The organism is Flavobacterium resistens, from assembly GCF_900182645.1.
Classification (GTDB): Bacteria; Bacteroidota; Bacteroidia; order Flavobacteriales; family Flavobacteriaceae; genus Flavobacterium; species Flavobacterium resistens.
On the sequence record NZ_FXTA01000002.1, the window covers coordinates 1,072,568 to 1,085,006 of the forward strand.

Genomic DNA, 12,439 nt, shown 5'->3' on the forward strand with positions numbered 1-12,439 from the left:
TGCTTCAAATTATCAAATAGATATTCACAATTTAAAATAACTAATGATTTATTATGATTTGTTTAACTTTTTGTTGCGAGATGGTTTTTGAGTGATTTTTAACGACAAATATTTAAATATTGTATTTCATCGATTATTATTGAACATGGTGTGTTTTATTTGTTAAAAATTATTAAAATTTTTATATTTAATAGATTTTAAATAATGTTTTTTGAAAGTATTTTATTACTTTAGCTTAAACAAAATTTATTATCTGCCTATCGTATTTATTAAGTATAATTAGAGCGTATGAACAATATTCAGGATTTAAACATAAAAGAAGAAGTGTTGCCTATTTTTGATTTTTCACTGAATAGCTTCACTAAAAAAAGGATTCTTTATTTGTTAGAAACGCCTTTAACGACCGAAAGTCAAATTGTTGAGAGGCAAAATATTCTTAAAGGATTTGCTTTGAATAATGAGGTTCTGGAAAAATATTCTTATACTGTTTTGTATTTAAATGAAGTTCATTTTTTTCTAAATAATTTTAGGGAAGAAGAAATCAACTGGAAACGCTTTTTGTTTTTTGGTCCAACTGCTGATGAAATTCTTACGCACAATAAAATCCATTTATTAATATTATTTTTTTATCGACTAGAGTCAACTTGTTTTACAAGATTAAATCTTATTCATTTTCCTGAATCATATAGAAAGGATTTGAATAGAATTTTGTCTTTTCTTTCTTTTTTTGAATTGAGAAAATACGAATATATAATTAGGGAAAAGCAATTAAAAAGCAAGCATCTCAAGAAAATAACAGCTAAAATTTCTGCATTGCAGGAAGAAGGAAAAATCGAAAAATTTTGGGACGATTTATTTTTGTTTGAATCCTATTTGTCGATTAGTAAAGCAATCATAAAACGTGAATTTGTTTTTCCGGTTCTTACAGAAAAAACGCTGAATATAAATGAATTTTACCATCCATTAGTTGAAAATCCAATCAAAAACAGCTTTAAGGCAATTAACAATGTAGTTGTATTAAATGGCCCAAATATGTCTGGAAAATCTACTTTTCTTAAATCGGTAAGTTTGTGTCTTTATTTAGGGAATTTGGGTTTTGGTATTCCGGCTTCTTCAGCAGAAATTCCATTTTGTACTGATTTTTCAATCGGAATAAATAAGCGCGATGATATTTTAAATGGTTATAGTCATTTTATGACTGAAGTTATCAATGTCAAAGATGTCGTTTTGAAAGCGGCTGACGGCAAAAGATGTTTTGTTGTTTTTGATGAGCTTTTTAGCGGAACGAATGTTGAAGACGCTTTAGAAATTTGTACCCGAACCATAAATGGTGTTAGTATTTATTCGAATTCTTATTTTTTAATTTCGACGCATATTCAGGAATTAAAAAACCTGACCAATGATACGGTTTCGACTTATTATCTCGACTGCGAGCTGATAGATAACATTCCGACATTTACTTATAAACTAAAGAAAGGATGGTCGGATATTAAAGTGGGAAGAATTTTGTTTGAAAAAGAAGGACTGAATAAACTTTTGCAGGCTAATTAATTTTTTCATCTTAAATAAAAAAAGCTCCAGATTTCTCTGAAGCTTTTTTTTATTTAAAATAATACCTTAAAAATTAGTATTTACTTTTTTAGAGCGGTCTGCGATATAAGAGATCAACCAGATTACTTGTCCTTCTTTTACAAAAAGTACTTTTTTCGATTGTAAATTTGGAATACTTTCAAGGCAAGTCTGTAATATATTATTTGCTGAAATAAGATATTGCTGGTCATAAGTACTTAAAACTCTAGCAACTTCTTTGTTGGTTTTTGCCTGGTTGGTAAACTTCACAAAATTATTTTTCAAAATAGCGTCATAATTGATAACATCTTCTAAAGTTAAAGGAATATAATGCTCTTTTATTTCGTCGTTATAGTATAACGTTGCAAAAGCCCATACAGCGCCGCCGGACAAATATATTTTGTTCTTTTTAGCCAAAGGAGGATTTGCATCTAGCAATGCTTTTACTTTTTTACGCAAAACTGGATTAAAGTCAAATGCTTTTTCCTGATAAGTAGCCATGTCATTTGCCTGATTTGGATTGACAACTGTCTTTTTTACTGCGTCAGTAAGAGTCATTGTTCCAAAATCAAGTTCTAAAGGAATAAATTCTAATTTGTCGTCCTCAAGCTCATCAATATAGCCACCTTTAGTAGTTTGAGCACCAATATCAAGTAAGAATGCATTAGCAAAATCAACTGGAGGCATTGCACCTTTAACAAGTGTTTTTGCTTCTTCGTTAACGTTTAAAACGTCAAGATTTTTATTAGTTAACGTATTAATTTTGGCTTTTAAGACATCAATATTACGTGCTTGTGAAAAAACGGGAGCCGCTACGATAAAGATATTTTCTTCAAGAAGTTTAAAATCAGTTTTTATTTTTTTTAATTGATCGACAACTGTAACGCCAATTTTGTTGATGTCTTCTTGAGGAAGTTCACCTTTTTCGGCAATATGTGCAGCAAAATCAAGTCTGTCTGTTGCAAAATAAAGAATTTTATAGTCGGCTTTTCTGATGTTGTTTACATCGACAACAGAAACTTTTATCGCTCTTCTTCCGATTTCAATTCCAGCGTAAACACTTTTTTGAGAAAATGCGTTTAGGGAAAAAAATAAATTTAAAAGAATAAAAAATAAAATTTGGGGTTTGTTTTTTTTAATCATTGGATTTAATTGTTGTTGTAATATAGTTGTGAATAATGATGTACGATATTGATTTGATTGTGTAAATTGTAAAGAAAGTGTACTCGGGATTTTTTGCATTATACGTCATTTAAAAATCGAACGAGTTTATTATAGGTTATTAGGATTATGGTATTTGGGTTTTAATTAATTTTTGCAAAAATCCGATAATTTGTTTGAAGAAAAAAGAACTTACATGTTTTTTTATTGTTACTTTTTGAAGGATTATTGAGTTTGATAATTTTTTTTAGAGAATGTCATAAAACTTCACACTCTTTCCGTCAATTTTTGATACAATAGTTAATGGATAAAATCTGCTAATATTTTTCCCAAACCGTGTAAAACAAAAAAGCTCCAGATTTCTCTGAAGCTTTTGTCTTGCTAAGTAGTCCGTGGGGGAATCGAACCCCCCTTACCAGGATGAAAACCTGGCGTCCTAACCGATAGACGAACGGACCTGTTTTGCTATTGCGGGTGCAAAAGTGCAAATAATTTTGGAATACGCAAACAGTTTTTTGAAAAAACTTTTTGAAATTATTTTGAAAGCATCAAATTTGGAAGCAGAAAAGCCTGGAATAATTTGTTTGATTAAGACTTATTTGTTTGATTCGTAATTGATTGTTTTATGTGAAGAATGAAATAAAGGAGTTCTTTTTCTTAGAATAAAAATTTAAAAAAAATAAAAATTTTATGTGTGATTTTTTATTTTGAAAGAATATTCTCCTGAGTTTATGATTCCCTTATGTTGGAATTATCACCTTGTTTGTAAACAAAAAGAAGTTTTACAATGCTAAATGCTCCACAAGTTCAATTGATTTATTTGGATCTGGAAATAAAGACTAAATTTACGTGAACATTTAGTGTGAAATAGATTTTCAGAAACGATTGATTAATTCGAAATATAATTTTATATCAAAAAATGAGCAAAGAACTTACAATTAAAAACTTGACATTCAAAAATATTTGGAATTTGGGAGGACCTTTAATGTTTGTGTTTTTTGTAGGTTGGTGTGCTTTTAATGTTGGATTTGGAGAAGGTATATTAAGGAAATTGTTGATTTTTTTATATGCGTCAGGTACTATTTTAGTAATGGGTTTAATGAATTATTTTTCAACAGTAGTTATAGTAAATAAGAGAGGTATATTGAAAAACAGTTTGTACTTTTCTCACTATATAGAATGGAAAAACATTAAATCCCTGAATGTTGAACTAATAATAAAAGACAAGTATGTAAAGACATTGGACAAAAAAGAATATTTTGACGAGTTTTACATTGGAAAAAAAGAGATTTTAATAAGTGATATTGAAAATCAACTCGATCAATCTACATTGATAAAGTGGAGAAAAATTATACGATTGCCTTTTAATGAAAGTACAACTGAAATATTAAAGCATAATAAATTATTGTAAATTAGTATTTTAAGAAATGTTGTGTATGCTCAAAATGTTTATAGCAATAGATATAAACTGATTTAAAAATTTTAAAACAAAGAAAGCAATGCAAAAATTACAATTTAAAAAAGAAATTAAAGCATCAGCTCAAAAGGTATATGAAACGATGCTTGGCTTAAAAAATAAAGCCACTTACGAATATTGGACAGCAACTTTTAATCCTACATCTACTTATGAAGGTAGTTGGGACAAAGGAAGTAAAATCCTTTTTGTAGGAGTAGATGAAAATGGTAAAAAAGGAGGAATGGTCTCGGAAATAGCAGAACACAAACCTGCCGATTTTGTTTCCATTCGTCATTACGGATTTTTAGACGGAGATACCGAAGTAACCACAGGCGAACAGGTAGAAAAATGGGCCGGCGGACATGAAAATTACACTTTTCAGGAAAATAGCGGTATTACAACCGTAATCGTTGATATCGATGTTATTGATGAGTATTTAGGCTATTTCAATGATAATTATCCAAAAGCAATGGATAAATTAAAAGAAGTTGCAGAACAATAATAAATGAACATATAAGACATATTTTGGTAACTACCTTTATGAAGCAAATTTTGACATTTATATTTTTTCTAAGTTGCTTAGTTGGACTTTCTCAGGAAAGCCAAAAAGGTGATGATAATCTTTTTTGGTATGAAGCAACATGCGAAAATGGAACGGAGAAAGCACAAACAGATTTTAATAATGGTAAGTATAATATATTTATAACAGGACTTACTTTTTCATTTAAATCCGAAGAAGAGTTTTATAAATTTTATGACAATTACATGCTTGAAAAATACAGTATAAAATTTGTAAAAAAGGGCTGCGTTATTACTGGTTCAATAAAATGTTATAAAGAAACAATGGAAAAGCTAGTTTTGGAGAAATTTGGCGTTGATGTATTTGAGAAGTCAAGAAAAGAAGCTAAAAAGGAGTTTGAAAAAATATAAGATACTCTTGATAAACAGCTGCTACAATGAATTTAAGCAATTAACTTAATGGAAAGTTTAACAATTAAGCAAATCGTTCAGAAACATTCGGTTTTGATATGTTTGGTCATTTCCGTGATTTTAATTGTAATAGCAACTTTATTGTATCCAGGCGGATCATTGCTTGATAAAAATTCTATTGGATTTGGTTGGTCAAAAAATTTCATCAGTAATTTGTTTGCTGCAAAAGCAATAAATGGGGCAGAAAACCCAGGCAGGATTTGGGCCATTATCGGAATGGCATTCCAATCGGTTGGTTATGGTGTTTTTTTTATCCATATGTCAAAAAAAATAGCTTTAAGACAATGGGCTAAAATTTTAAAATTTATAGGCGTTGCCAACATATTATTTATTTTCTTAATTGCAACACCCTTACATGATCTGGGAACCATATCGATCGTTTTAACATTAATCGGTTTATTTATTATTACTGTATTGATCCTAAAGTCAAAACTTCATTTACTTAAAATTTGCTGTATTATTTGCTTGTTGACTTTTTACTGCTTTTTTTTCCTGTTTGGGTTTGGTTATTTGAGTTCAGCCATCATAATGCAGAAAGTATATAATGCCAGCTCGATACTATTAGTTTTAGGACTGGAGTATTTTACGAAATATGAGGACTTTATAGCAATTAAATCAGGGGAACAAAAAGTATAAGCAACGAATTTGTAAAAAGCGATGTAGCTTCAAAACGTATACTGAATTACTACATTAATGGTAAATAACTGCTTATAATTCTGTTTTTTATAAGTAGTAATTCTCACAAAAACTTCAGAATTAAAAACTGAATTCGTATATTGTTCTGCTAAAATTGACTTTGCTTCCAAACTACTTTCAGTTCATTTTAATAGAAATCATTTAGATTATGAAAAAATCCTTAGTGCTCTTTATTGCATTCTTAGCTTTTACAGCGTGTTCAAAACATCAAGAGAAAAAAAATGTTGCCATCACTGGAATAGATTCCACATTGACACCTGGTAATGACTTTTTTAAATACGTAAATGGCAAATGGTACGATTCTGTATCAATACCTGCATCTCAAGCCGGAGTAGGGGCTTATATGTTTATGAATTTCCCACAACGAATGCGTCTGCAAAGAATATTGGACAGTATTTCGAAAAGCGAGAATCCAGCAGGAAGTATAGCACAAAAGGTTGGAGATTTTTATGCATCAGGTATGGATACGGTAACTATTGACAAACGCGGTTATACGCCTATCAAGCCCCTGCTTGCCAAAATTGAAGCAATCAGCGATGTACCTTCTTTAATGAACTTGGTAGTTAATGAATCAAAAGCTGGCAATTATTCTATTATTGCTTTTGGAGTATCACCTGACGATAAAAACAGCAGTATGAACATTGGACAACTTTATCAAACGGGTATCGGTTTACCAGATAGAGATTATTATTTCAAATCAGATTCATCAACTGTTGGCATACAAAAATCATACAAAAAATATCTTGCTACATTATTTCAGCAAACAGGCAGTAATGCCGAAGAGGCTAAAAAGAATGCCGATTTGGTTTACGATATTGACAAACAACTAGCCACTTCACATAAAACAAAAGTTGAACTTCGAGATGTGCAGGCAAATTATAACAAAACGGCTGTGACAGATCTTGTAAAAAGACATCCTAACATAGACTGGACTACTTTTTTAAAAAATTTAGGTGCTAAAACGGATTCTATTAATGTAGGCCAACCTGCCTATTACAATGCTCTTAATAAGCTTTTAAAAACCATCCCAATTAATAATTGGAAAATTTACCTGAAAGCAAATTCTTTAGAAAGATATGCAGATGATTTAAGCAAACCTTTTGTAGATGCTTCATTTGAGTATACTAAAGTGCTTTCTGGTCAGGCAGTTCAAAAATCACGTGGAGAAAAAATGGCTAATGTGGTTGATAATTACTTAGGTGACGCACTGGGCGAATTGTATGTAAAGAAATATTTTCCAGAAGACGCCAAAAAACGTATGTTAATCCTCGTGAATAATTTGCAAAAAGCGTATGGCAAAAGAATTGATAAATTGGAATGGATGAGCCCTGTTACAAAGCAAAAGGCCAAAGAAAAATTGTTCGCCATTACGAAGAAAATTGGATATCCGGATAAATGGAAAGATTATAGCAATGTACATATAGCTAGAAATGCCTATTTTGAGAATATGATTTCGGCGGCTACTGCAGCATATCAATTTCAATTGGGAAAATTGGGCAAACCAGTCGATAAATCAGAATGGTATACTACAGTTCCAACAGTTACGGCATATAATAATCCTACTGCAAATGAAATTGTTTTTCCGGCAGGTATTTTACAAGCTCCATATTTTGATAATAATGCAGATGATGCACTTAACTATGGCGGTATCGGAATGGTTATAGGTCACGAAATCACACATACGTTTGATGATCAAGGTGCTCAATATGACAAGGATGGAAACCTAAAAAACTGGTGGACAAAAGAGGATTATGCACAGTTTAAGTCAAGAATACAACAGGTTATTAATTTATATAGTACCTATACTGTTTTAGGAGATTTACACATTAATGGTGCTATGACAGTTGGTGAAAATACAGCTGATATTGCTGGAATAGCAGTTGCCTACGATGCTTTTAAAATGACCGAGCAAGGAAAAGGAAACACAAAAATAGACGGTTTTACTCCAGATCAACGCTTCTTTATTTCTATAGCCAAAATATGGCGAGTAAAAATGAAAGATGAGTTCCTGCGTTTGTGGATTAACAATAATCCGCATTCTCCACCAAACTGGCGTGTTAATGGTCCGCTAATGAACACTACACCTTTTTATGATGCATTTAATGTAAAACAAGGCGATAAAATGTTTTTACCGAAGAAGGATAGGATAACAATTTGGTAATAATCTTGCCGAAATTTTTTCATGAAAAGAGGGAAGAGAACTGATGATCCGAAACGAACAAAAAATCATGAAAAAAGAATTTCCATCTATAAAAACAGAAAGACTTTTACTGCGACAATTTGCAGATAGTGATCTTGAAAATGTTTTTAAAGGACTTTCACATCCAGAAGTTATTAAATATTATGGAGTGAGTTTTCAAACATTGGAAGCAACTAAAGAACAAATGTTGTTTTTTGCTGATCTTGAAAAAAACGGTACAGGAATTTGGTTTGCTATTTGCTCGGCTGATAACAGAACATTCTACGGAGCGGGTGGATTAAACAATTTAAGTAAAGAACACAAAAAAGCAGAAATCGGTTTTTGGTTAATTTCAAATTTTTGGGGACATGGAATTATAAAAGAAGCAATACCGTTAATTTGTAATTATGGATTTGACGATTTAGAACTTAACAGGATTGAAGGATTTGTTGAGTCGGAAAATAAGAATTGCAAAAGCGTAATGGCTAAACTTGACTTTCAGCATGAAGGGACTATGAGAGATTGTGAAATTAAAAATGGCAAGTTTATAAGTCTTGATATTTATGCTAAATTAAAAGATAATTTAATAAGGCCTGAATAAGAAATCCAATAAAAAAAGCTTCAGAGAAATCTGAAGCTTTTTTTATTGATATTTTTATAAATGATTATTTCTTAATTTAATGTTTCCAAATACAGAATACTTTATCCATTTGAATGAATGTATTCTTAAAGTGGTACTTAATTTTAAAGAACACGAAAGCAATCTCCATCAAAAATAAATTTTCCTGAGTAAACCTTTTTCTTTGTTTGCTCATCATTTAAATATCTCCAATATCTATATTGTAGAATATTTGTTTTTGGATCAAATTTTAAAAAATAATCCTTGTTTTTTTCGGCTTCAGACATTGTATCTCTGATAACACTTATGCTTTTTAATTTTTCTGAAGTAGGTAAATCAGGAAGAACATACGTTTTTCCAATGCTGATCTTTTCGTTTTTAAATTGTATGAGTGTTGCTATCTTATTCTCATTTATGTCTATTCCGCCACCATCAACACCAGTTTGTAAAACTAAATAGTTATCATTATTGAGTTTCAAAATAGCATCAATTGGAAAAAAAGCTGTCGCTAAAGAATTTGGAATTTTCTTGTCAAGATTGAAATGAATGAAAGAGTTGTAATAAATGTTACAATGTGCTCCGCACGATTCGCGTTCGAAAACAAATATTCTGATTTTATGATCAGGCGAGTGATAAACTTTTCCATCGTCAATAATATCATTTTCGCCAGCGTCCGCTTCAGACAAATAGGCCTTATATTTTTTTAAAATTAAAGGCTCACTTAGAGTTGAAATTTCGACCAGCTGGTTTTCCTTTTTCGTACTAAGATCATCTTCTTTGATACCATATCTTAATTTTAATTTTTTTAATTCAGCATAAATATGGTTTTCCTCGATGTTATAAATATTTTTAGGTAATATTGAAAGGATGTAATTGTAGTAAGTTGACTTGTTGTTTTTAAAATCTAACATCGTTGTTGCTTCATTATCGATAACAAAAGTTCCTTGTTTAAAGTCTAAACGATCCACTTTAAATTTTAATCTTTTGGCTCCTTTTGTTTTAAAGATAAGCTGCATGGTGTCTTTTTGATGGACAATCAACAGATGAACATCATTATAAACAATAGTTTCTGATATTATACTTGTTTTGCTCGGGTTATCATAGCGATAGTTTGCTGGATTGTAATTGCCAGAACTAGATGTAAGTAATTTATATTGGTCAGTCAAAACTTCTTTTGAAACCTCTTGCGATTTATCATAAAATATGAAGTGAACTTCTGCCATACGAGAAGGCTGAGTAAATCCATATAAAGGAAATAAAAGCAGAATTAAGATCTCATAAAAATTAGGTACTCTTGGTTTCATAATTGATTTCCTTAAAAAATGCCTCTCATACGAATTAACTGTATAGATTTCAGAAACATTGTGATTATAAAAATAACTTTTTCTAAACTAAAATAGAACATTTTTTAAACTGACGATTGTTGCTTTGAAATAACCAATCTAAATATTAGAATCATCCAACCAATTAAGATTTACTTTTTAGTGATAAAAAAGTTTGGACGTTTGAACAAACTTGTGGATTGATATATTTAAGAAATTTGTATCAGATAAAAATGCAAAGAAAATGGAATCAAAAAAAGTTCAAACTCTTTCAGAGCCAAAGCTAATACAAAATCTCTATTTTGGAGATAATGTTGAAGGTGAAGCATTCGTATCCGATCACATCTTTAGTTATATCATAAGTGGCAGGCATGATGTATGGATAGGATGCAAGAAATATACTTTTATCGCTGGTGATTACCGCTTCTTTAGAAGAAATCAATTAACAAAATCAATTAAACATACTGAATCTGAAGGCTTCAAGTCTATAGCTGTTCATTTTGACCAAAATACGCTTATGGAGATTTCGAAAGAATTCGGTTTCAAGTCAGAGAGGTTTCACGGAGAGGGTGTTAAGGCTATCAAGACCAATAGTATGTTGACAAAATCTGTAGTTGCATTTAATGAATATGCTAAAAGAGGAGATACTGATGTTGAAATTTTACGAATTAAAATTAAGGAGCTGGTTTTAATATTGGCAGATATTGATCCGGAAATTAAGGAAATGCTATTTGAATTTAGCGATCCTGGAAAACTGGATTTGGAGGGATTTATGAATGGTCATTATAGGTATAATGTTCCATTGGAAAAATTTGCTTTTCTCACAGGACGCAGTTTGTCAGGTTTCAAAAGAGATTTTGCGAGACTGTTTAGGATTACTCCAAGCAGATGGCTTACTAAAAAACGGCTTTATGAAGCAAAATATTTGATAGAAAATTGCAAGCAGCGCCCAAGTGATATTTATTTAGAAATAGGTTTTGTTAATATGTCCCATTTCTCTTATGCATATAAAAAAGAATTTGGCATTTCGCCTCTACAAAAAAAATAAGAATAGTTAATTATAGATAAAATGGATTTAAAATTAAAAGGAAAAAGAGCACTTGTAACCGGTTCGAGTTCGGGATTGGGAGAGTCAATAGTTAAAATGCTGGCAAATGAAGGTGCGACTGTTATAGTTCATGGCAGAAATGAAGATCGTGCCAAAGTAGTGTGTCAGGAAATTATTAACAATGGAGGAATGGCAGAAATAGCTTTAGGTGATCTCAGTACAGATAATGGAGCTGATGAGGTTGCTTCAGCTGCGCTTAAAAATGGTCAGATCGATATTTTAATTAATAATGCGGGTGTGACATCACATAAATCCTGGGGTGAAGCAACTGCAATTGATTGGGCTGAAATTTATAATAACAATGTCGTTTCGTATGTGAGAATGATTCAGCGTATAGTGCCACAAATGAAAACATTAGGTTGGGGACGTGTTATTCATATAGGTGGAGGTCTTGCTATACAGCCTATTAAAGAGCAGCCACATTATAATGCGACACTTGCTGCAAGACATAATCTTTCAATCTCACTTGCTAGAACACTGCAAGAAACCGGAATAACTTCAAATGTAGTTTCTCCTGGGGCAATCATAAATCCTATGGTTGAAGATTGGCTAGTGAATGCTGCACCTAAATTTAACTGGGGAACCGATTTAGAGGAGATAAAATCTAAGGCAGTTCAGCAGCTCATTCCAAATGACACGGGAAGGTTTGGAGAACCTGAGGAAATTGCTGGGGCAGTTGCATATCTTTGTAGTACTTATGCTAATTATATTAGTGGAGCTACCATTAGGGTAGATGGCGGGACCATTAAATGCTTGTAAAATATTCTTCTAAAATCGTCTAATAAAGCAGAGATTCCAATATGGGAAGTGTTCGTTTTTGAAAAAGATCGCAAATGTCTCTGATTTTGCGATTTTTTTTGTCTTAGAAAATGTAAATGTGATAAAAGTTTTGTAACTTTTTAAGATGTAATGCGAAACAAAAAAAGCTCCAGATTTCTCTGAAGCTTTTTGTCTTAGTAGCGGGAACAGGACTCGAACCTGTGTCCGCCGCGGCGGATATAAGCCCGAAGAGCTAAATGTTAAGAATTAGATTTTTAATAAATTCTCTTCCAATTCCTGTTTTTAAATATTTTTCTCTTTTTATTGCCTCAGATTTTGAATTGAAAAATTCGACATGAATCACTTTCCAAGGTCTAAATTTTAAAGTGTACTCTTTTGTTCCAAGAAGATTGTGAGATTTGAATCTCTCAATTAGATTAGAAGTATAACCTGTGTAATTTTTATTGAATTTTTCAGAATAAAGAATGTAAACTACAAATTCTTCCATAATACAAAATGTTATAAACAAAAAAAACACCACTTGTTGAAGTGGTGTTTTTACTTAGTAGCCCTAACGGGA

The 12,439-nt window shown here is 31.2% G+C and carries 12 protein-coding genes and 1 tRNA gene; 9 read left to right on the forward strand and 4 right to left on the reverse strand.

All coding sequences use genetic code 11. The annotated features are described in order from the left end of the window. Positions 1-288: 288 nt before the first annotated feature. Positions 289-1,551 (forward strand): MutS-related protein, encoded by a 1,263-nt coding sequence (locus FN795_RS10785; protein ID WP_142450594.1) that lies wholly within the window; start codon positions 289-291, stop codon positions 1,549-1,551. Positions 1,552-1,617: 66 nt separating this feature from the next. On the opposite strand, the gene FN795_RS10790 is transcribed toward FN795_RS10785, so the two are convergent. Both FN795_RS10790 and FN795_RS10795 read right to left on the reverse strand, forming a co-directional pair. Further along, positions 1,618-2,811: a Ppx/GppA phosphatase family protein gene (locus FN795_RS10790; protein WP_244289966.1), complete on the reverse strand. Its 1,194-nt coding sequence runs from the start codon at positions 2,809-2,811 to the stop codon at positions 1,618-1,620. 305 nt (positions 2,812-3,116) lie between these two features. Continuing rightward, positions 3,117-3,188, reverse strand: a tRNA-Glu gene (locus FN795_RS10795). A gap of 461 nt (positions 3,189-3,649) precedes the next feature. On the opposite strand from FN795_RS10795, the gene FN795_RS10800 reads away from it, so the two are divergent. From FN795_RS10800 to FN795_RS10825, 6 genes are all read left to right on the forward strand, one after another. Then, positions 3,650-4,141 carry a hypothetical protein gene (locus tag FN795_RS10800; RefSeq protein WP_142450595.1) on the forward strand — a complete coding sequence of 164 codons (492 nt, stop codon included), beginning with the start codon at positions 3,650-3,652 and terminating at the stop codon, positions 4,139-4,141. A gap of 88 nt (positions 4,142-4,229) precedes the next feature. Beyond that, positions 4,230-4,688 (forward strand): SRPBCC domain-containing protein, encoded by a 459-nt coding sequence (locus FN795_RS10805; protein ID WP_142450596.1) that lies wholly within the window; start codon positions 4,230-4,232, stop codon positions 4,686-4,688. A gap of 38 nt (positions 4,689-4,726) precedes the next feature. Further along, positions 4,727-5,116, forward strand: coding sequence for a hypothetical protein (locus FN795_RS10810; RefSeq protein ID WP_142450597.1), 390 nt, complete (start codon positions 4,727-4,729; stop codon positions 5,114-5,116). A gap of 48 nt (positions 5,117-5,164) precedes the next feature. Then, the gene (locus tag FN795_RS10815; protein WP_142450598.1) at positions 5,165-5,812 is read left to right on the forward strand and encodes a hypothetical protein; all 648 of its coding nucleotides are present in this window, start codon (positions 5,165-5,167) and stop codon (positions 5,810-5,812) included. Between the two features lie 208 nt (positions 5,813-6,020). Beyond that, the gene (locus FN795_RS10820) at positions 6,021-8,033 is read left to right on the forward strand and encodes a M13 family metallopeptidase (RefSeq protein WP_142450599.1); all 2,013 of its coding nucleotides are present in this window, start codon (positions 6,021-6,023) and stop codon (positions 8,031-8,033) included. A gap of 67 nt (positions 8,034-8,100) precedes the next feature. After that, complete coding sequence (locus FN795_RS10825) at positions 8,101-8,652, forward strand: GNAT family N-acetyltransferase (RefSeq protein ID WP_142450600.1); 552 nt, start codon at positions 8,101-8,103, stop codon at positions 8,650-8,652. 143 nt (positions 8,653-8,795) lie between these two features. On the opposite strand, the gene FN795_RS10830 is transcribed toward FN795_RS10825, so the two are convergent. Continuing rightward, complete coding sequence (locus tag FN795_RS10830) at positions 8,796-9,974, reverse strand: hypothetical protein (protein ID WP_142450601.1); 1,179 nt, start codon at positions 9,972-9,974, stop codon at positions 8,796-8,798. Between the two features lie 262 nt (positions 9,975-10,236). Between FN795_RS10830 and FN795_RS10835 the strand changes: the two genes are divergently transcribed. Then, positions 10,237-11,040, forward strand: a complete 804-nt coding sequence (locus FN795_RS10835) for a helix-turn-helix domain-containing protein (protein WP_142450602.1) — start codon at positions 10,237-10,239, stop codon at positions 11,038-11,040. 21 nt (positions 11,041-11,061) lie between these two features. Continuing rightward, a complete protein-coding gene (locus FN795_RS10840; RefSeq protein WP_142450603.1) occupies positions 11,062-11,859 on the forward strand; it encodes an SDR family NAD(P)-dependent oxidoreductase in 798 nt (265 codons plus the stop codon). A gap of 253 nt (positions 11,860-12,112) precedes the next feature. Here FN795_RS10840 and FN795_RS10845 read toward each other — a convergent pair whose 3' ends face one another. Further along, a complete protein-coding gene (locus tag FN795_RS10845) occupies positions 12,113-12,367 on the reverse strand; it encodes a GIY-YIG nuclease family protein (RefSeq protein WP_142450604.1) in 255 nt (84 codons plus the stop codon). Between the last annotated feature and the right edge of the window lie 72 nt (positions 12,368-12,439).